Annotated in this window: 19 protein-coding genes, 1 other RNA gene and 1 riboswitch; of the genes, 12 read left to right on the forward strand and 8 right to left on the reverse strand. The window is 52.6% G+C overall.

Annotation, left to right across the window (positions count from 1 at the left end):
• Positions 1-36 precede the first annotated feature (36 nt).
• Both BQ6873_RS16355 and BQ6873_RS16360 read left to right on the forward strand, forming a co-directional pair.
• Positions 37-315, forward strand: a complete 279-nt coding sequence (locus BQ6873_RS16355) for a GIY-YIG nuclease family protein (protein WP_076593609.1) — start codon at positions 37-39, stop codon at positions 313-315.
• A 49-nt stretch (positions 316-364) separates the two neighbouring features.
• Positions 365-958 carry a DUF938 domain-containing protein gene (locus BQ6873_RS16360; protein WP_076593610.1) on the forward strand — a complete coding sequence of 198 codons (594 nt, stop codon included), beginning with the start codon at positions 365-367 and terminating at the stop codon, positions 956-958.
• A 13-nt stretch (positions 959-971) separates the two neighbouring features.
• Here the strand turns inward: BQ6873_RS16360 and BQ6873_RS16365 are convergent, their stop codons facing one another.
• The gene (locus tag BQ6873_RS16365; RefSeq protein ID WP_076593611.1) at positions 972-1,664 is read right to left on the reverse strand and encodes a YbaY family lipoprotein; all 693 of its coding nucleotides are present in this window, start codon (positions 1,662-1,664) and stop codon (positions 972-974) included.
• A 253-nt stretch (positions 1,665-1,917) separates the two neighbouring features.
• Between BQ6873_RS16365 and BQ6873_RS16370 the strand changes: the two genes are divergently transcribed.
• Positions 1,918-2,967: a lipid A deacylase LpxR family protein gene (locus BQ6873_RS16370; protein WP_231949382.1), complete on the forward strand. Its 1,050-nt coding sequence runs from the start codon at positions 1,918-1,920 to the stop codon at positions 2,965-2,967.
• A 56-nt stretch (positions 2,968-3,023) separates the two neighbouring features.
• On the opposite strand, the gene BQ6873_RS16375 is transcribed toward BQ6873_RS16370, so the two are convergent.
• On the reverse strand, positions 3,024-3,647 hold the full coding sequence (locus BQ6873_RS16375; protein WP_076593613.1) for a carbonic anhydrase: 624 nt from the start codon (positions 3,645-3,647) through the stop codon (positions 3,024-3,026).
• A gap of 310 nt (positions 3,648-3,957) precedes the next feature.
• On the reverse strand, positions 3,958-4,242 hold the full coding sequence (locus BQ6873_RS16380) for a TFIIB-type zinc ribbon-containing protein (RefSeq protein ID WP_076593614.1): 285 nt from the start codon (positions 4,240-4,242) through the stop codon (positions 3,958-3,960).
• A gap of 123 nt (positions 4,243-4,365) precedes the next feature.
• On the opposite strand from BQ6873_RS16380, the gene nhaR reads away from it, so the two are divergent.
• A complete protein-coding gene (gene nhaR, locus BQ6873_RS16385) occupies positions 4,366-5,265 on the forward strand; it encodes a transcriptional activator NhaR (protein ID WP_076593615.1) in 900 nt (299 codons plus the stop codon).
• 58 nt (positions 5,266-5,323) lie between these two features.
• Here the strand turns inward: nhaR and BQ6873_RS16390 are convergent, their stop codons facing one another.
• From BQ6873_RS16390 to cysP, 5 genes are all read right to left on the reverse strand, one after another.
• Entirely contained in the window at positions 5,324-6,571 is a 1,248-nt protein-coding gene (locus tag BQ6873_RS16390; protein WP_076593616.1) for an FAD-dependent oxidoreductase, read from the reverse strand.
• A 291-nt stretch (positions 6,572-6,862) separates the two neighbouring features.
• Positions 6,863-7,066, reverse strand: coding sequence for a hypothetical protein (locus BQ6873_RS16395; protein ID WP_076593617.1), 204 nt, complete (start codon positions 7,064-7,066; stop codon positions 6,863-6,865).
• Positions 7,067-7,480: 414 nt separating this feature from the next.
• Complete coding sequence (gene cysW, locus BQ6873_RS16400) at positions 7,481-8,332, reverse strand: sulfate ABC transporter permease subunit CysW (protein WP_076593618.1); 852 nt, start codon at positions 8,330-8,332, stop codon at positions 7,481-7,483.
• A gap of 10 nt (positions 8,333-8,342) precedes the next feature.
• Positions 8,343-9,179: a sulfate ABC transporter permease subunit CysT gene (cysT, locus tag BQ6873_RS16405; protein ID WP_076593619.1), complete on the reverse strand. Its 837-nt coding sequence runs from the start codon at positions 9,177-9,179 to the stop codon at positions 8,343-8,345.
• Positions 9,180-9,348: 169 nt separating this feature from the next.
• Positions 9,349-10,356 carry a thiosulfate ABC transporter substrate-binding protein CysP gene (gene cysP / locus BQ6873_RS16410; protein WP_076593620.1) on the reverse strand — a complete coding sequence of 336 codons (1,008 nt, stop codon included), beginning with the start codon at positions 10,354-10,356 and terminating at the stop codon, positions 9,349-9,351.
• Between the two features lie 458 nt (positions 10,357-10,814).
• Positions 10,815-10,928: riboswitch (guanidine-I (ykkC/yxkD leader) on the forward strand.
• 55 nt (positions 10,929-10,983) lie between these two features.
• Here cysP and BQ6873_RS16415 point away from each other — a divergent pair.
• From BQ6873_RS16415 to BQ6873_RS16450, 8 genes are all read left to right on the forward strand, one after another.
• On the forward strand, positions 10,984-11,172 hold the full coding sequence (locus tag BQ6873_RS16415) for a hypothetical protein (protein ID WP_076593621.1): 189 nt from the start codon (positions 10,984-10,986) through the stop codon (positions 11,170-11,172).
• A gap of 8 nt (positions 11,173-11,180) precedes the next feature.
• Positions 11,181-12,029: an ABC transporter permease gene (locus BQ6873_RS16420; RefSeq protein WP_076593622.1), complete on the forward strand. Its 849-nt coding sequence runs from the start codon at positions 11,181-11,183 to the stop codon at positions 12,027-12,029.
• Between the two features lie 2 nt (positions 12,030-12,031).
• A complete protein-coding gene (locus BQ6873_RS16425) occupies positions 12,032-12,904 on the forward strand; it encodes an ABC transporter ATP-binding protein (RefSeq protein ID WP_076593623.1) in 873 nt (290 codons plus the stop codon).
• Positions 12,904-13,686, forward strand: coding sequence for an urea amidolyase associated protein UAAP1 (locus tag BQ6873_RS16430; protein ID WP_083664496.1), 783 nt, complete (start codon positions 12,904-12,906; stop codon positions 13,684-13,686). Before BQ6873_RS16425 ends, BQ6873_RS16430 begins: the two co-directional genes overlap by 1 nt.
• 14 nt (positions 13,687-13,700) lie before the next feature.
• Positions 13,701-14,348, forward strand: a complete 648-nt coding sequence (locus BQ6873_RS16435; RefSeq protein WP_076593624.1) for an urea amidolyase associated protein UAAP2 — start codon at positions 13,701-13,703, stop codon at positions 14,346-14,348.
• 50 nt (positions 14,349-14,398) lie between these two features.
• Positions 14,399-18,028, forward strand: coding sequence for an urea carboxylase (gene uca / locus BQ6873_RS16440; RefSeq protein WP_076593625.1), 3,630 nt, complete (start codon positions 14,399-14,401; stop codon positions 18,026-18,028).
• A gap of 44 nt (positions 18,029-18,072) precedes the next feature.
• A complete protein-coding gene (locus BQ6873_RS16445; RefSeq protein ID WP_076593626.1) occupies positions 18,073-18,978 on the forward strand; it encodes a TorF family putative porin in 906 nt (301 codons plus the stop codon).
• Between the two features lie 347 nt (positions 18,979-19,325).
• Positions 19,326-19,400: non-coding RNA, sX9 sRNA (locus tag BQ6873_RS16450), on the forward strand.
• Positions 19,401-19,403 lie beyond the last annotated feature (3 nt).

Here is a 19,403-nt window from a genome sequence, read left to right on the forward strand (position 1 = left end):
AGAGCCCGAGGCGAAAGCTCTTTATACTATCGACCCATGACATGGTTTCTTTATCTACTCGAATGCAAGAACGGCAGCATCTATACCGGTATTGCGGTCGATGTCGCTGCGCGTTATGGCGCACATGCAAAGGGCAAGGGAGCGCGCTACACGCGCTCACATCCACCGCGACGTTTGCTGGCCATCGTTGAGTATCCGGATCGTTCCACTGCATCAAAAGCAGAATATGCAATGAAGCGTTTGAGTGCTGCCGAGAAACGTAGCTTCTGTTTGCAACGCGCAGGCCTGTGGAGCGTATCCTTATCTGTATCGTGACTTCATCGGCATACGATACAGCCTGTCACCCATCTAAGAATTATTCATCATGACTAAGCAATTTTCCAGCGCCAGCGAACGTAATCGCGATCCCATCCTTGTTGTCTTGCAAGAGGAGTTGAGTGATTGCACGCGCGTACTTGAAATCGGTAGCGGCACCGGGCAACACGCGGTTTTTTTCGCTGCGCATCTGCCGCATTTGATATGGCAAACCAGCGATCTGGCGCAGAACCATCCGAGTATCAATGCGTGGATGCAGGAAGCGCAGTTGCCGAATGTGCTGTCGCCTTTGGTCTTGGATATGGAGAAGCCGGAATGGCCGACAGAATTATTTGATGCTGTCTTCACGGCGAATACCTGTCACATCATGGCCTGGCATCAGGTTGAAGCGATGTTCGTCGGTGCGGCGCAGAGATTGAAGTCAGGCGGCAAAATGTGCGTCTACGGTCCGTTCAATTACAACGGGCAATTCACCAGTCAGGGTAATGCGCAATTCGATGCCACGTTGCGTGCGCAGACACCGCACATGGGTATCCGGGATAGCGAAGCGATCATCTCGTTGGCGAAAGAGCAGGGCTTGGAACTACATGCTGATCATGTGATGCCAGCCAATAATCGACTCTTGGTCTGGCAGCGCGTTTGATCGGATAGTTTGCTTACTTGCCTGGAGCGGGTTGTTGCAGTGGATCGGTTTTGCAACCTTTGTAGCTGATGCCGTTCATTTCAAACAAAGCTTCATTACCTTTACCCCAGAACGTAGTGGAACCATCGGAGTAGCGCGCACCGGAGCCGGAGATCACGTGTGGCAGCGCCAGTGTGCGTCCTGCCAGCAGGATTTCTACCTTGTCCGTATTCGGGAATTTGGCAATAAATTCAAGGTCATCACATTTGAATGCGGCAACGGCATTGCTCTTTGGTGTCACCGTCTCAGCTACGCGTTGCAGCATGATGGTGAGTGGTTTTTCCGGTTCATTGAACAAGACGGGATAGGATTCTGTCGATGTCCACATGAGTGCATCCTGATTATCCAGGATGACAGCGCGCACGACATAGCGATGACGTAGGTCGATGGCCGACGGAATATAGCGCAAATCAAAAGGGATAGGCACTTGTCCCGTTGGACGCAGGGTTTGTTGCGCAATAAATGTGCTGCTCTTATCGGCAAAGCTGACATCTTCCAGCGTCACAACGATTTTGGCATCCGGTGGCAAGGCAATACGCTCTTTATAAATAACGCTGCCACTGACGCGGCCGGAAAGCGGCACGGTCTTCTCCGATTTGAATTGTGCGCAGGCAGTTACGAGCATGGATAGCGCGAGCAGGGTGAGCACTGAGCGGAATGATTTCATTTTATTGTCCTGAAAAAAGCATGGGATGAATCGGCTGAAGGTGCGTAGCTACAATATTCAATTACTTTGCTAGACGTTGCGTGTCTTGACGCCGACGATAGCGGCAAGTAGTCTTTGTTTAACTGTTTAGCCGGTACAGATTGACAATACTATTCGATTTGCGTTCCCGCCAGTACGCGGTAAACATTTCTACCTCACTTAATTAATGCATATAGATCGCTTGTCCCGAACCTGTTTTCTTCATCTGGCCGCTATGGCCTTGCTCACCATCTCATCTGGCGCTGCCTTTGCTGATAATGATGTCGACGAAGTGTGTACATCCAAGCCGGGTGTCCGGGCTTTGAAAAAATATCCTGACGTATATAACTTTTATTACGAAAACGATTTGTTCGCAGGGACGGACAACAATTACACCAGCGGCGCGAAATTCTCCTGGGTATCGGCCAATCTGGAAGATTACATCCACGATCCCTGTCTGCCGAAATGGGTGCGGCAGCTGAATCGTATTTCAGAAATGGTGCAGCCGGGTGTATTCGATACGCGCAATATGGTGGTCAGTTTCGGGCAGGAAATTTATACGCCTACCGACAAGTATCGTAGCGATTTGATCGTCAATGACAGGCCGTATGCCGGCTGGCTTTACCTTGGACTTGCCTACAACGCGCGCAATGACAAGGATATGGAAGTTACCGAAATCGATATCGGTATGGTGGGGCCGGCATCACTGGCAAAACAGTCACAGGACTTTATCCATCGCATACGCGGCATCGATCGCTTTCAGGGCTGGAGTAATCAACTCAACAATGAGTTAGGCATTCAGTTCGTGAAGGAAAGAAAAACCAAGATATTCAATTACTCAAGGCCAAATGGGCCGAAGATCGACGCGATTACGCATTACGGCTATAGCCTGGGTAATGTGAAGACATATCTGAATACCGGGATGGAAGTGCGTATAGGTACTTATTTGCCTAACGATTTTGGTACTTCGCCGATACGTCCAGCCAGCGATAGCAATGCGCCATTGCCGATGAATGTGTCGCATCGATTAGCGGATGGCGGCATACATGCTTTTGTCTCAGTGGATGCACGTGCCGTGGCGCGCAATATTTTTCTGGACGGGAATACCTTCTCCGATAGTCATAGCGTGTCGAAGCGCTATTTCGTCGGGGATGTCGCAGCGGGTATTGCGTGGCAGTGGGTAGGTGGAAAAATCACTTACGCACAATATTTGCGCAGCAAGGAATTCCGTGGCCAGGTCAAGCCGCAAAGCTATGGCTCGATCACGCTCAGTCTGGAATATTGATAGACAGCTCGCAGGATGGCATCAGCGATCCTGCGCGTATTGAAGTGTAGCGAACGTCAGAAGCCGGCAGGGATGCCGTCGAAGAATTCCACTTCACCGGTTTCCAGTGAATACTCGGCACCGACCACTAGCAAACCTTCGTTTTGAATCAGGTTTTCCAGCAATTCCGAACCGTGGCGCAAGTGGTTGACCGAAGCGCGGATATTCGCGCGTACCGATTGATGGACCAGCGCATCATGATCGTGTTTCAGGTCGGTTTCCATCAGGGTTTCGACGGAAGGACGGATGCGGTCAACGATGGATTTCAGGTTGCGTGACTGGTTTTCACTTGGACGCTTGAGTTCTTCCAGTGTTGCGAGGATGGCGCCACATTGCGAATGGCCGAGTACGACCACCAGCTTGGTGCGATATCGTTCGGCAGCGAATTCCACACTACCTACCTGCGATGGCGCCACGATGTTGCCGGCGACGCGGATCACGAATAAATCACCCAGCCCCTGATCGAACACCAGTTCTGCCGGTACGCGAGAATCCGAGCAGCCGAGAATGATGGCGAACGGTTCCTGGCCATCGACGACTTCGCTGCGGCGTGCGAGAGACGAGGCATTTTTACGGATATCTGCGACGAAACGGCTGTTGCCATCGCGCAGACGCTTCAGTGCGGCTTTTGCTGTATCCATGAATTTCTTTCTTTCGTTTGCTGTTCTGGTGCCTGCGTGAGGAGTGCATTTGCTTGGGGAGGCACGAAGGCGCGCAGGCGCAGGATCGTGTGCAAAGGCAGGCGTTCGCTACTTTAAAGCATTCCTTGGCAGCTTGCTGCGGAAATTTTTCAAATTTAAGGCGTGTGAGCGGTCATTGCATCCTGATGAGAGCTATGCAAAATAACGATTTTTAGATGTATTTAAGCGGAGTAGTGCTGCGATATGAAGAGGATATTGCGAGGATAAAGAAAGATCGATGGCGAAGTTGCCATCGATCCATACAGACTATTCAGAAATCGAATAATTCGCCGATCAGGTCTTTTTTATTCTTTTGCCCGTAGCCTTCTTTGTTGTAGCCGTGTTGTGTTGTGCGCACTGGAGTGCTGCGTTCGCCACGATAACGCGGCAGCGGCGGTGGTGCTTCTGGCGGCATGGCATTGGCGGATCTATCGATCAGCTTGTCGAGTTCGCCGCGATCCAGCCATACACCGCGGCAGTTCGGGCAGTAATCAATTTCAATTCCGTGGCGATCAGATGTGATCAGGTGCATTTCATTGCAAGCCGGACATTTCATGTTGATATCCTCGTGGTTAGCTCGCTATTTCTAGCGATACCGTGCACTCTAGCCGCTCTTTAACTGCTTGAGAATTCGAATATAATCAACTTTTCATTCGAAAAAACAGAAGAGGGATGTTTCATGAGTGGAATAAATTACAAGCATTTGCATTACTTCTGGGTGGTCGCAAAATCCGGTGGCATAGGCAAGGCCAGTGAGCGTCTGCATTTGACGCCGCAAACCATCAGCGGCCAGATCAGTCTGTTTGAAGACGTGCTGGGTTATAAATTATTCAATCGCATTGGGCGGCGACTGGAGTTGAACGATGCCGGGCGCGTCGTACTGGGTTACGCGGATGAGATTTTTACCCTGGGCGAAGAGTTGCAGGAAGTGCTGCGCTTCCGTCCAGGCGGTTGGCCTTTGCAATTCCGGGTTGGTGTTGCTGACGCCGTGCCGAAGGCGATTGCCTATCTGTTGCTGGAGCCGGCGATGGAGTTGCCGGAATCGCTACGTATCGTGTGCCGCGAAGGCAAGCTGACGAATCTGCTGGCCGATTTGGCCGTACATCGCCTGGATATTGTGATTGCCGATAGTCCTATGCCGGCAAATATCGATGTGCGCGGTTATAACCATTTGCTGGGCGAATCCGGCATGACTTTTTTTGCAACCGATGAGCTGGCAAAAAAATACAAGAAGGATTTCCCGAAAAGTCTGGATGGCGCACCTTTCCTCATGCCGGGCGAGGATGCCGCAGTGCGTCCGCGTTTGATACGCTGGTTTGAAAAAGAAAAAGTACGTCCGCGCATCATTGGCGAATTTGATGACGGTGCTTTATTGCAGGCATTTGGTGAAGCTGGCAAAGGTATTTTTGCCGCGCCATCCGCCGTGGCCGATCAAATTAAAAAACAATATGGCGTGACAGAGATTGGACGCACCAATGCAGTTTCCGAACAGTTCTATGCGATTTCAGTGGAAAGACAATTGACGCATCCTGCCGTCGTGGCCATCAGTTCTGCTGCGCGTGAAAGTTTGATTCGATGATGAAATGCGATGCCATTGGATAAACGGCATCGCAACTTTTACGTGAGCTGAATGCTCTCTATTTAGCTAGAGGAATCGCTGGTGTATGTACATGTTCTGGACGTACGCCAATACCGACTATGTATGCCGGTATGCTGCGTAGTAAAGACCAGCGATTCAGCATACGCAAGGGGAATGGAATGGTCAGTGGTCGATCTGCTGCGCGATTGACTACTGGTACCAGTATGCGGTTTTGTATCGCGACTTGCAGTGCTTGCGTGACACGTGTCGGGAACAGGCGGCGTGCTTCTACTTGTGCCAGCAACGGTGTTAGGGACTGCGCACGGATGCTTTTATCTGCCAAAGAACGTGCCAGAATATTCGCCGTTGCAACCGCATCTTGAATCGCCAGATTGATGCCTATGCCACCTATCGGCGACATCGCGTGTGCAGCATCGCCTATGCACAATAATCCTGGCTTCCACCAGCGTTCCAGCCTATCAACGGTGACACTCAACAACTTGATATCGTCCCAACTTTGCAGCGTATCTACCCGATTGCTAAACATGGGGGCGATCTTGCTCAACTCTGTGCGGAAGGCATCCAGTCCACGTGCATGTACTACCTCAATCCCGCCTTTGGGAATCACATACGCGCATTGCCAGTAAGTCCCGCGATGCAGCATGACGAAGAATTGTCCTATATCCAATCGTCCACCCATGCCGGGCGGATCGCCTGCTTCCATCGGCATGCGTAACCACAAGACATCGATAGGCGCGCCTAGATTGCGCACGGTCAGCTTGGCGATATCGCGTACGACAGAATGTCGACCATCGGCACCGATGATCAGATCTGCATGCACGATCAACGGACCTTCAGATGTGTCGACACGTACGCCCGTTACGCGATCTGCATCTTCCAGCAAGTCGATGACTTCAGCGTTTTGCATCAGATGAAAATTGGGATAGAGCACTGCATGATCACGCAGGAAATCGAGGAATTCCCATTGCGGCATCAAGGCGATGAATTTGCACTGCGTACGCAGTCGTGAAAAATCAGCTATCGCCAATGACTGCCCAGAAACGTTAATACTGAGCTCGCGTGCTTCATCGTGTGGACGTTGCAAGAAGGCTTGCAACAAGCCTAGTTCATGCATGACTTCCAGTGTGGATGGATGCACCGTGTCACCGCGAAAATCACGTAGAAAATCGCCATGCTTTTCCAGCACGATGACATCGATACCTGCACGTGCCAGCAACAAGCCCAACATCATGCCAGCTGGACCGCCTCCGGCTATACAACAACGCGTATGGATCTCGTTCGACATGCTGTCCTCCTTGTAGGTGGATGTGCATCATGCAACGGCCGACGGAACGACAATGTTCTTAGAGGCTTGGTAGATATTAATTCTTAATACTTGGAATGATTATGGTCATTGTTGCTTATGCAAGCAAAGACATTCATGACGTATATGCAATTACGCCTTGCCGATGCGTTGATCGCAGGCAAGGCGTAAAGCGTGAGGGACGGGAGTAATCGGACAATCAGCAAGTTTGAAGAATGGCTGACTTACCGATGATCAGCCCGCGCTAGGCGCAAGGAGCTGATCGAGAGTGGCTTATTGAAACGAGCCGGTTTGCGTTTTGCTGAAAGGAACCACGGTGATGGTGCTGGACGATTCGGATTTATCTTTCAGATCCGAGCATGGTTCGTCTTTGCTGTCTTGTTCGTTGCCAATCTGAGCATGATCCATATCAGGGATGTGTTTGCTGGTTTTGATTGAGAACGTTGGATTGTTGATTGCATCGTGGTGGTTATACATGGTCGATATCCTTATTGATCACAGCAATCAAATTTCGAAAGCTGCTGATGGTTGTGATGACATATCGCACGGCTTGCGCCAGTTAATTCCTTGGGCGCGACCTGAGTTGCGAGAATAAAGGAGCCATCGTTTGATGGCGATCAGCGATCATCCTAAAACTTTGTAGGAAGGCGCTGACTTGATTGTGCAAATGGCATGCTTACTTGCCAAGTTGCCGACTATGGTTGGAAATGAAGGCACACAGATGTGCCGGCGAACGATGCTTGATTGAACATTTTCGCAAAACGAAAATGTTTGCTGCGTATTGGTTTAACTGCAGCGGTGCGTAATGATAGTTGATTTTGAAGCGGGATGGGGATTCACACTGATAGTTGCCTTGTTGCTATTCCTCTGTGTGATCCCGCTTCGTGAGCATTAACCCATGTGGATGTTGTCTGGTTCTGCTTCGCGTCTTTCTTGACGCCATTCCATTGCGGTTTTCAAAATCAATGTGAGCAAGGCCATGCAAGCCAGTAATGCTGCAGCGGTGAATGCGGCTGCTGTCTTGTAATCATTGTTGAGTTGCTCGACCAGTAAAGGCAGCGTCAAGGTTTGATTCATGATCGTGCCGGATACGACGGCGACGGCACCGAACTCACCGACGGCACGTGCATTGGTAATGACTGCGCCGTAGAGCAATGCCCATTTAATATTTGGCAAAGTCACGCGCCAGAAAATCTGCCAGCCGGTCGCACCTAATGACAGTGCTGCAATTTCTTCTTCCGTACCTTGCTTTTGCATCAGCGGCATCAGGATGCGTGCAATGTAAGGTGCGGTAACAAATACCGTGACCATGATGATGCCTGGCCATGCAAACATCAATTGCACATCGTTGGCGTACAACCATTTACCGATGGTGCCTTCCAATCCATATACCACCAGATAACAGAAGCCGGCAACGACAGGCGATGTTGCGTATGGAATTTCGACCAGTGTGATCAACAGGCGGCGACCGAAGAAGTCGTAGTGCGTAACGCACCACGCCAGCAAGATGCCGAACACCAGATTGATCGGTACAGTCAGCACGGCAGCCGTTAAGGTCAGGCCGAGCGCGTGCTTCATGAAGTCTTCATTTAGGTTGGCCCACAAGAGTTCGAGGCCGCCGCTGAAGGCTTGCGTGAAAATCAGGACCAATGGCAGAACCAGCAACAGTATCGTCATGACGATACCGAGGCCGATCAAAATCCATTGATGTGTTTCGTTAGGGTGCTTGATTGCTTTCGCCATGTTTATCCCCTTAAGCTTTCTTGAAGAATCGTCCCTGCACAACTTGCAGCAGGAACAAGAGGATGAGCGAGGCCAGCAGCACGACCGAAGCGATGGCGGCAGCGGCAGGGTAGTTGTACTCCTGCAGGCGCACGAACAGCATCAGCGAAGTCACTTCAGTTTCGAACGGAATATTGCCGGCGATCATGATGACGGCACCGAATTCACCCAAGCTGCGGATGAAGGCTTGTGACGAGCCAGTGATCAACGCAGGGATCAGCGTCGGCAAAATCACACGCCAGAAAATCTGCCACTTGTTCGCACCCAGCATCAGCGCAGCTTCTTCCAGCTCCTTCTCCATATCTTCCAGCACCGGTTGTACCGAGCGGACGATAAAAGGCAGACTGGTAAAAATCATCGCGACAACAATGCCGGGGAATGCGTATGAAATCTTGATACCGAATATTTCAAACCATTGCCCGAGCCAGCCGGTCGGTATGAACAGCGCGGAAAGCGTGATGCCGGCGACAGAAGTCGGCAAGGCAAACGGCAAATCAACCAGCGAGTCGATCAAGCGACGGCCGGGAAAATCGTAACGGGTAATGATCCACGCCAGCAGAAAACCGATAAAGGTCACGACGACGGTGGAATAAAACGCACCTTGTATCGTGATCTTGTAGCTTTGCAGCACGCGTGCATCGGTAATCGCGAACCAGTATTGATCCCAGCTCATGCTGCTGACGTACAGCAACAGCGCCGAAATCGGCAACAGGATCACCAGGCTGATATACAGCGTCGAAAAGCCGAAGCTCATCGAAAAGCCCGGCAGGATAGGCGTACTACGGAAGAAGCGAAGAGACAGGTTCACGGTATGTGCGGGTCAGGGCAGTGCGGCGTCACTGCAAAACGGTACAGGTAAAAACAAACGACCATCCAGTAACGGATGGTCGCGTGGATGGCGGCATTGTAAACCACCATCATCCTGTATGACAAAAGTGATGCTGACGAAGCGGTTTATTCACGTCGTCAGCCCACTATCAACGACGTTGCGACAGCAACTGGTCGAGTACGGCACCACCGGCAAAATGCTTGGCTTGAATGTCATCCCATGAGCCCAGCACTTTGGTTGGATCGATCAAGCGTACTTTTGCGTAACGGTCAGCAACTACTTTAGCGATATCTGGATGATGGACGCGGTAGTTGAAGGTGGTCAGCAACAATTGGATTTCACGCGAGTATTCATAGTTCAGGTAAGCCGTAGCGACTTTACGTGTACCTTTTTCATCGACAACTTTGTCAACGATAGCAACCGGGAATTCAGCCAATACGGAGACTGGTGGTACGACGATTTCGTAAGCACCGGACTTGAATTCATCGCTCTTGGCGATATTGATCACTTCCGATTCAAAGGTCAGCAATGCATCGCCTTGATTGTTCTGTGCAAATGCTACGGTTGCACCACGGCCACCGGTAGGGAAGTTCACAACGTTGTGCAGCAGTTTGCCGACGAATTGCTTGGTTTTAGCTTCGTCACCCTTGAACTTCTCGTTCGCGTACAGCCATGCGCCGAGGTAGGTGTAGCGTGCATTACCGGAAGTTTTCGGGTTAGGGAAAACGACTTTCACGTCATCACGTACCAGGTCATCCCAGGTCTTGATGTTTTTAGGATTGCCCTTGCGCACCAGGAAAGCGATGGTGCTGTAGTAAGGCGAGCTATTGTTAGGGAAGGCTTTTTGCCAATCCTTACGCACCAGGCCGCGTTGCGCCAGGATGTCGATGTCGGTGACTTGGTTAAAGGTCACGGTATCCACTTTTTTGCCCTGGATGATGTCTTGCGCCTGACGCGAGGTGCCGGCAAACGATTGATCGATCTTCAGATCCTGGCCGGTTTCGGCTTTCCATTTAGCCTGGAATTTAGGGTTGATGGCAGCGAACACTTCACGCGCCACGTCATAGGATGCATTCAGCAAAGGCTTTTCTTGCGCGTGGGCTGTACCAGACAGCACGACTGCCGCTGTGGAGAGCAAGATAATTTTTTTAAACATGGATAACTCCGTCTTGATAAGAATTCAGGGCTGCCAACGATCATTTCGATCTACACCAGGCAGTAACAATATGGCTGGTACAACTGACAAGAAATGCCGGGAAGTAAGAAATATAACAAATTTGCTTATGCAGCCAAACGATCCTTTTTGCATGTAGCTATGCGGAAATAGTATATAGAACGCTTTTTCTCACTATAGCTGCGAATTTGAATACTGCTATTTATATAAGCAAAACAGTTCCCCGCATCATCAGCACAGTGGTGAACCGTAGTAGGGACATGCGTGAAGCGTTTGTTTGTAAACGCACTATTTCTGCGCGCGCTCATCTTGATTTTTGCGTCATCGCAATGCAAGCCACGGCTTTTATGACTGCTTTTATACCGTAATAACCCTGGCACCAATGTTGCTATAGAAGGGATAACGAGAGGCGAGTCTAGACGAAAGTCGAAGCGCTTCTTGAGCATGGAAGCTAGGGTTCCGGTCGCGCAAGCGATGACTGGTCCGAGAGCATCCGGTTTCGAACAGGCAGCCCATCGTTCGGAGCTACACGGAGGGATAAAAACCCGGGAGGCCATCACAAGGATGTGATCGCTCGCCTCTCATTTTATCCACTCCGGGGAAGCTGTCATGCGTTCATTATTTGCTTCGCGCGTCCTGCGCACATTGTCTGCAAGTCTACTTCGTCTATTGCCTGCCTGGTTTGTATCGGGAAGAGCAGATGGCGATATCCATATAGATCATTTCACGTTGGAAGAAGAGTCGGCATTTCTGCCGGAAACGCGCTTCTTCATTATCACCGCTGCCTTGAAAAGCTGAGGCGCGCCATGACCAAACTTCCTCCCTTGGAACGCGCCGTGGTGTTACGCAACACGCCGCGCAATCGTCGCTCACCGTGGGCAGTGCGCGGCGCGATACCGCGCAGTGTGATGCTGACGCTCGCAGTGTCCGGTTTTTTGCTGCCCTTCATCGGCTGGCTCATTTTGTCGGCCTCGGCCTGGGTCGATCCCGTCTTCTTGCCGACACCGATGAAAGTCTTGCAGCGCATGACTGACTGGTTGATCAATGACGATTTGATGAGCGACGTCGGCATCAGTATCGGTCGCGTGTTTGGCGGCTTCATCGCGGCGACCGTACTCGCGCTACCAGTCGGCATCATGATCGGCACCTATGCACCAGCCAAAGCCTTGCTGGAGCCGCTGACTGACTTTAGTCGCTATCTACCGGCGGTCGCGTTTATTCCACTCATTCTGTTGTGGGTCGGCATTGACGAGAGCGCTAAGGTAACCGTCATTTTTATCGGCACCTTTTTCCAAATGGTGTTGATGATAGCCGCCGATATCGTACGTGTACCCAACACGGCAGTGGAAGCTGCCAAGACCATGGGTGCCACTGATGGCGAAGTGCTGCAGTACGTACTGATCCCGGCAGCACGTCCGGCCATGCTGGACACCATGCGCTGCAATATGGGTTTGGCCTGGACTTATCTGGTGGTGGCGGAATTGGTGGCGGCCAATTCGGGATTGGGATTCTCGATACTGAAGGCGCAGCGCTTTCTGCAAACCGACAAGATCTTCGCCGGCATTCTGCTGATAGGTTTGGTCGGTCTGTTGACCGATCTGGCCTTCCGCTGGCTGCATCGCCACTGCTTCCGTTGGCACCATCTGCGAGGCTGATCATGGCAAATATCAAAATCAGTATCCGCAGTCTGGATAAATATTACGGCCAGGGCGCACGTCGCACGCATGCATTAAATAACGTCAATCTGGAAGTGCAAAGCGGCGAGTTCATCACGCTGGTAGGCGCATCCGGTTGCGGCAAGTCGACGCTGCTGCGCACGCTGGGTGGGCTGGAAGAATATGCCGACGGCGATATCTTCTGCAACGGAAAAATGGTCGACGGTCCCGGCTCGGATCGCGCGATGGTGTTCCAGAGTTACAGCCTGTATCCGTGGCTGACCGTGACGGAGAACATCAAGTTTTGTCGTCGCCTCAAACACCATAGAGAGAACACGACATCCAGCGATGTGGAATTCGCTGCTGGTCGTGCCGATGCCTTGATCGAACTGATGGGTTTGTCGCATGTCGCCGATTCCTACCCGGCGGAATTGTCCGGTGGTATGCAACAGCGCGTGGCGATTGCGCGAGCCTTCATGGTGCAGCCTGACGTGCTGCTGATGGATGAACCCTTCGGCGCACTCGATGCACAAACGCGCGAAGTGATGCACGACCTGATCCGCTACGTCTACAAACTGGAAAAAACCACCATCGTGTTCGTCACGCATGACGTGGAAGAAGCGATCTATCTCGGTCAGCGCGTCGTCGTGATGGCACCGCGTCCCGGCCGTATCGACAGCATCGTCGAGGTGCCGTTCGGCGCCGAGCGTCATCTGGACATGAAGCTGACGCCAGAATTTGCCGCACTCAAGAAGCAGATCCTGGACCGCATACGCGAAACCTCAGGCATGAAGACCGACCTTGCGCAATTGAGCAAGCTGGTGCGCACTGCCGATCCCGCACTGAATAACTCATCGAACCATGGAGACCTCTGATGACAACTACCATCAATCAGGCAACGTTTGACCTGCCAGAACATGCGCAGGAATTCGCATCCGATCTTCCGCGCGAAAAAATATTGTGGACTGAACTCTTTCCCGGCGGTGGCCACTGGTCGTATCGCGTGCGTCGCGGCACGACTTTGCGCTTTGTCGATCTGGAAGGTGGTGCCAATGTCGCCGTCTTGCTGTACCGCGCCGACGAGCGTCAGGACCGCTTGAATGTGCCCGACACGCTGAAGGCGCAACACACAGCGCATCTGACGACCGGCAATGTGCTGTATTCCGATATGGGTCGCATCCTGGCATCCATCAGCGCCGACACCGTTGGTTGGCACGACCCTTTGTGTGGCTTGTCCGATGCCGCATTGGTACAGAAGAAATACGGCGAGCACCGTTATCAGGAACACCGCAATGCGATGTATCGCAACGGCAAGGACAGCATGCTGGTGGAACTGGGTAAATGGGGATTGGGACTGCGCGATCTGATACCCAACATCAATCTGTTTTCCAAAGTCGCGGTCGATAGCGACGGTCGCTTTCAGTTCGTTCCAGATCACTCGAAAAAAGGTGGTTTCGTCGAATTGCGTTTCGAGATGGATACCTTGATCGCGCTATCGACGGCACCGCATCCGCTCGATCCTCATCCCGAATACGCACCGAAAAAAGTCGCCGTCATCGCATGGGAAAGCGGCACCGCCGGCGCGGACGACATCTGTCGTTTGTCCTGCCCGGAAAACGGTCGCGGCTATAACAACACCGAATTGGTTTATCGCTAGGAGGCTAGAAAAGCATGAACACATTACGCACAAGCACATTGCAAGCATCCACCGCCGTTCTTGATCATTACCAGCCAGCCGGTGAACCATGGCTGCATACAGTCAAGCGCGGACAGATTTTTCGCATCGTTGATCTGGAAGGCAATCAGGCAGTCGATACGATTTTCTACAACGCTGACGATACCGCTGAAAGCTACAGCGTCACCGACACCTTGCAACATCAGGGCGGCATTTATCTGAGTACTGGTTCGGTGCTGATGTCCAATCGCGGCCGGCCGTTGTTGACCATCACTGCCGACACTTGCGGTCGCCACGACACTCTGGGTGGTGCGTGCGCAGCTGAGAGCAACACGGTGCGCTATTCGCCGCAAAAGAAATTCATGCATAGCTGTCGCGACAACTATCTGCTCGCATTGGCGCATGCAGATAACGGCATGGGCAAGCGCGATCTGGTGCCGAACGTGAACTTTTTCATGAACGTGCCGGTGACGGCAGCAGGCGGCCTGACCTTTGAAGACGGTTTGTCTGCACCCGGCAAGTATGTGGAAATGCGCGCCGAGATGGACGTGCTGGTGCTCGTATCGAACTGCCCGCAACTCAACAATCCCTGCAACGCATACAACCCGACGCCAGTGCGCTTTCTCGTCTGGGATCAAACATAAATTCAGGTAGCAATCACATACCAGCCAAAAAACTCAAATCGGCCAAAAACATGTTCACAAAAATTCTAATCGCCAATCGTGGGGAAATCGCCTGCCGTGTCATTCGTACCGCACGCAGCATGGGTATCAAGAGCGTTGCCATCTATTCGGAAGCAGACGTCGAATCATTGCATGTGCGTCTGGCAGATGAAGCCGTGTGCGTCGGCCCGGCCGCCGCCAGTGAAAGTTATCTCTCCGCCGAAAATGTATTGAACGCAGCCAAGCAAACGGGCGCGCAAGCGATCCATCCAGGTTACGGCTTCATGAGCGAGAACGCGGCATTTGCTGAAAGCTGTGCCGCTGCCGGTATCGTCTTTATCGGACCGACACCGCAGCAGATGCGTGCCTTCGGACTTAAACATACCGCGCGTGAATTGGCGCAACTGGCCAAAGTGCCTTTGCTTAGCGGTACCGGTTTGTTGAACGATGCAGATGAAGCATTGCGGGAAGCGCAGCGCATCGGTTACCCAGTCATGTTGAAGAGCACGGCGGGTGGCGGCGGCATCGGCATGCGTCTGTGCAAGGATGCGGAGGAATTACTGAGTGCATACGCATCGGTCAAGCATCTGTCGGAAAACAACTTCAAGAACAGCGGCATCTATCTGGAAAAATTCGTCCAGCATGCGCGTCACGTTGAAGTGCAAATTTTTGGCGATGGACGCGGCAATGTGGTGTCGCTGGGCGAGCGTGATTGCTCGGTGCAGCGTCGCAATCAAAAAGTGATAGAAGAAACACCCGCGCCGGGTTTGCTGGAAACCACACGCCAGGCTCTGGCAGAAACTGCAGTGCGCCTCGCGGAATCGATTTCATATTTATCCGCCGGCACGGTGGAGTATGTGCTCGATGCTGACACCGGCGAGTTTTACTTCCTCGAAGTCAATACACGCTTGCAGGTTGAGCATGGCGTGACGGAAGAAGTGTTCGGTGTCGATCTGGTTGAGTGGATGATACGTGCGGCCGATGGCAACTTCATCTTGCCCAAGCAAACCGATCTGCGCTCGCAAGGGCATGCGATGCAACTGCGTGTGTATGCGGAAGATCCGGCGAAAAATTTCCAGCCATCGTCCGGTGTCTTGACTGCGGTTGAGTTTGCCGCCGGTTTGCGCGTTGATACCTGGGTAGAACGTGGTGTTACCGTCAGCCCTTACTACGATCCGCTGCTGGTCAAATTGATCGTCAAGACTGATGACCGTGCGGCCTCGATCAAGGCGCTGAGCACGGCTTTACAGACCACACGCATAGACGGCATAGAAACCAATCTCGCCTACCTCGCGACGATACTTGGCTACCGCACATTTGTCGAAGGCAAACAGATCACGCAGATGCTGGCCGGCATGCCGTATCAGCCGCGCACTGTTGATGTGATCGATGGCGGCATACAAACCACAGTGCAGGATTATCCCGGTCGTCTGGGTTTGTGGGCAGTTGGTATTCCGCCTTCCGGTCCGATGGATGCTTATGCGCATCGCTACGCCAATCATTTGCTAGGTAACGATCTCAAGGCAGCAACGCTGGAGCTGACCTTGCAAGGCGCGACCTTGAGTTTTAACTGTGCGTGCACGATTGCACTGACTGGTGCCGATCTGGGTGCCAGCGTGAGCGGGCCGGATGGCAAGCGTGCGCTGAAAAATTGGCAGGCACATCAGATCAAGGCTGGCGAGACTTTACGCTGCGGCAATGTCAGCGGCGCTGGTGTACGTGCTTATCTTGCTTTCGCTGGTGGTTTGGATACGCCGGAATATCTGGATAGTCGTGCCACCTTCACGCTCGGTAATTTCGGCGGACATGGTGGACGCGCATTGCGCGCTGGCGATGTCTTGAAACTGAATGCCGTCGATGTAACTCCGCGTGCAGCCGAACCGCAAGCCGTGCCTGAATACACACACGCATGGGAAGTTGCCGTCCATTACGGCCCGCACGGTGCGCCTGATTTCTTCACCGATGAAGATATCGCGATGTTCTTTGGTACGGATTGGCAGGTGCATTTCAACTCCAGTCGCACTGGCGTGCGTCTGATCGGACCCAAGCCGCGCTGGGCGCGTAGCGATGGTGGCGAAGCTGGCTTGCATCCATCGAATATTCACGACAACGCGTATGCGATCGGCTCGATAGATTTTACTGGCGACATGCCGGTGATACTCGGCCCCGACGGTCCGAGTCTGGGCGGCTTTGTGTGTCCAGCGGTGATCGTCTCGGCAGACTTGTGGAAGATAGGCCAGTTGAAACCGGGCGATACCGTGCGCTTCATCCGCGTGTCGGTAGAGCAGGCTGCTGCGATGCGCGAGTTGCAGGAAAGCGTGTTTGAAAATGGTGTATCTGCTGCGCCGACATTTGTGCCGACAGTCAGTGACGCCGGCACGCAATCGACCGCCATCATTAGAGAAACGACACTGGACGATGGCACGCGCATCATCTACCGCCGTGCCGGCGACGATTACCTGCTGGTTGAATTTGGCGAGCTGGTGCTGGATATCAATCTGCGCTTCCGCGTGCATGCCTTGATGCAGGCGATAGCAGATGCGAAGTTGCGCGGCGTGATCGATCTGACGCCGGGCATACGTTCGCTGCAAGTGCATTTTGATCACAGGCAATTGCCAGGTAATCAGTTGATCAGCTTGATCGATGATCGGATCAAGCAATTGCCGGCTGTCGATGACATGGTGGTGCCGTCGCGCATCGTGCATCTGCCGCTGGCGTGGAACGATACGCAAACACGTCTGGCGATACAAAAATATCAAACCACAGTGCGGCCGGATGCGCCCTGGTGCCCAAGCAATATCGAATTCATTCAGCGCATCAACGGACTGGATTCGATCAAGGAAGTCTACGACGTTGTCTTCAACGCCAGTTACATGGTGCTGGGTCTGGGCGACGTTTATCTGGGTGCGCCGGTCGCCACGCCTATCGATCCGCGTCATCGTCTGGTCACCACCAAGTACAACCCGGCACGTACCTGGACGCCGGAAAACGCCGTCGGCATCGGTGGTGCCTATCTGTGCGTGTACGGCATGGAAGGGCCGGGCGGTTATCAATTCGTCGGTCGCACCGTGCAGATGTGGAATCGCTACAGACAGACCGACAGCTTCCGCGACAACAAACCGTGGCTGTTGCGCTTCTTCGATCAAATCCGTTTTTACGAAGTCAGTGAAGAACAGTTGCTGGAACACCGACGCGATTTTCCGCTCGGGCGCTTTGATGTGCGGATAGAAGAGACGACCTTCTCACTAGCCGACTACAACAAGTTCCTGGCACAGGAACAGGTATCCATTTCTTCCTTCAAGGATAAGCAGCAAGCCGCATTCGAGGCCGAGCGCGATCGCTGGCGTCATTCCGGTCAGGCCGAATGGGTCAGCGAAGAAGCCGTTGCCAGCACCGGTACCGAAGTGGAATTGCCGGAAGGCAGTCGCTACCTGTCCGCCATCGTACCGGGCAGCGTGTGGAAGATCGTGGCGCAAGTCGGCGACACGCTGGCCGAGGGCGACACGATCGCCATTCTTGAATCAATGAAGATGGAAATTCAGTTGACCGCTACCGATACCGGCGTACTCGCCGAATGGCTGGTAGGCGAAGGCACGCCGGTTGCCGCTGGTCAGCACATCGCTGTTTTTAATGTAGTACCCCCTGTCGTTGCTGTTCAATAGTCGAGGCGCCTTGCCTTTGTTTACATACTTTTAAAGGAATTGTTATGTCTTTCTATCGCACTCTTGGATTAACGCTGGCGGGCGCCAGTATTTTTGTCACTGGTGGTGCAATGGCGCAGGAAGCGGCTACTGCGCCCATCGCTGATGCATCGTCGTGGACCGGGCACATTGATGTAGTCAATCGCTACATCCTGCGCGGTATCACAGACACTTATGGCCCGAGCAAACCGGGACTCGGCAATGCAGGTGCTGATGCACCTGAATCCGATAAAGCGGCCTTACAATGGGGCGCAGACTGGACGCATCCATCCGGCTTCTATGCAGGTTACTGGGCATCGACAGTCAACTATTCCTACAAGCGTTTGGGACAGTCTTATTACGATCGCAGCATCACTGATTTTCAATCGGACAAATCAATTGAAAATGATTTCTACGGCGGTTACACCGGCAAGATCGGCGACTTTGGCTACACGGTAGGCATGACAGGTTATGTGTACATCAATGGCAAGGATGCGAATGCGCTGGAAACCAAACTCGGTGTCAGCTATGGCGACTTCGCATTGAATGCGCAAACCTTGTTGAATGATGTGGTCTGGGGTAACAAGGGTGATACCTACTGGACGCTGAACTACACCAAGCCATTGCCGTATGACATCACGCTCAATGCATCTCTCGGTTATTACACGTACAAGAAGGAAGGCAAGTTCCTCGGTACCGTTGATACCGCCAGTGGCACAGCTTGCGCGGCTGGAGAAAGCTTCAACGTCAGTGCCTGCGTGGCTGGTAATGCACCTAGCGGCAGTGGCTTCCGTCATCTGATCGTTGGCATCACCCAGCCTATCGGCAAAACCGGTTTGACCTGGGGTCTGCAAGGTTTGATCGGTGGTGAAAACCGTTTTGCAGTTCATCAAAGTAGCAAGGTCACCGCTTCCCTCAGCTACGGTTTTTAATTGATCAGTGCTTAATCAGAGCGGTCGCGTATAGATGTACGTGACCGCTTTTTTATTGCTGATGCTGCAGGCAATGCAGCGTCATTAACACGATGCAAAAACAGCGATGCACTTTGATAGCGCAAGTGTGACGAAGTAGTGCACAAGGAAGTATACAAATCACGAAATGGGTGCCGTTTGCGAGCCAAATCGAGGATAAAAGCCGGTTTTTGATTGGCACCGTTTTTGCTATTAAAAGCATGCAGGAAGAGCGAGTTGCAATTGTGCTTAATTGCAAGTCGTCTAGAACCCGTTTGCGATCTTACTGCGAGGCCATGATCCGGCGTCGGGCGGTGCTCGAAATCCTCACGTACTTATGTACGTTCCGGTTTCTGCGCTCCGGCCGCCACCAGCTGATGACCTCTCGCTACAGATCGTAAACAGGT

The organism is Herminiimonas arsenitoxidans (assembly GCF_900130075.1).
GTDB classification, from domain to species: Bacteria; Pseudomonadota; Gammaproteobacteria; order Burkholderiales; family Burkholderiaceae_D; genus Oxalicibacterium; species Oxalicibacterium arsenitoxidans.

Excerpts from the sequence above, each read along its gene's own strand:
- BQ6873_RS16365 (WP_076593611.1), bottom strand. The coding sequence starts at position 1,664 with ATGAAATCATTCCGCTCAGTGCTCACCCTGCTCGCGCTATCCATGCTC.
- BQ6873_RS16375 (WP_076593613.1), bottom strand. The coding sequence starts at position 3,647 with ATGGATACAGCAAAAGCCGCACTGAAGCGTCTGCGCGATGGCAACAGC.
- BQ6873_RS16420 (WP_076593622.1), top strand. The coding sequence starts at position 11,181 with ATGACCAAACTTCCTCCCTTGGAACGCGCCGTGGTGTTACGCAACACG.
- BQ6873_RS16415 (WP_076593621.1), top strand. The coding sequence starts at position 10,984 with ATGCGTTCATTATTTGCTTCGCGCGTCCTGCGCACATTGTCTGCAAGT.
- uca (WP_076593625.1), top strand. The coding sequence starts at position 14,399 with ATGTTCACAAAAATTCTAATCGCCAATCGTGGGGAAATCGCCTGCCGT.
- cysW (WP_076593618.1), bottom strand. The coding sequence starts at position 8,332 with ATGGCGAAAGCAATCAAGCACCCTAACGAAACACATCAATGGATTTTG.
- BQ6873_RS16360 (WP_076593610.1), top strand. The coding sequence starts at position 365 with ATGACTAAGCAATTTTCCAGCGCCAGCGAACGTAATCGCGATCCCATC.
- BQ6873_RS16435 (WP_076593624.1), top strand. The coding sequence starts at position 13,701 with ATGAACACATTACGCACAAGCACATTGCAAGCATCCACCGCCGTTCTT.
- BQ6873_RS16445 (WP_076593626.1), top strand. The coding sequence starts at position 18,073 with ATGTCTTTCTATCGCACTCTTGGATTAACGCTGGCGGGCGCCAGTATT.
- cysP (WP_076593620.1), bottom strand. The coding sequence starts at position 10,356 with ATGTTTAAAAAAATTATCTTGCTCTCCACAGCGGCAGTCGTGCTGTCT.
- BQ6873_RS16390 (WP_076593616.1), bottom strand. The coding sequence starts at position 6,571 with ATGTCGAACGAGATCCATACGCGTTGTTGTATAGCCGGAGGCGGTCCA.
- BQ6873_RS16425 (WP_076593623.1), top strand. The coding sequence starts at position 12,032 with ATGGCAAATATCAAAATCAGTATCCGCAGTCTGGATAAATATTACGGC.
- BQ6873_RS16355 (WP_076593609.1), top strand. The coding sequence starts at position 37 with ATGACATGGTTTCTTTATCTACTCGAATGCAAGAACGGCAGCATCTAT.
- BQ6873_RS16430 (WP_083664496.1), top strand. The coding sequence starts at position 12,904 with ATGACAACTACCATCAATCAGGCAACGTTTGACCTGCCAGAACATGCG.
- BQ6873_RS16380 (WP_076593614.1), bottom strand. The coding sequence starts at position 4,242 with ATGAAATGTCCGGCTTGCAATGAAATGCACCTGATCACATCTGATCGC.
- nhaR (WP_076593615.1), top strand. The coding sequence starts at position 4,366 with ATGAGTGGAATAAATTACAAGCATTTGCATTACTTCTGGGTGGTCGCA.
- BQ6873_RS16370 (WP_231949382.1), top strand. The coding sequence starts at position 1,918 with ATGGCCTTGCTCACCATCTCATCTGGCGCTGCCTTTGCTGATAATGAT.
- BQ6873_RS16395 (WP_076593617.1), bottom strand. The coding sequence starts at position 7,066 with ATGTATAACCACCACGATGCAATCAACAATCCAACGTTCTCAATCAAA.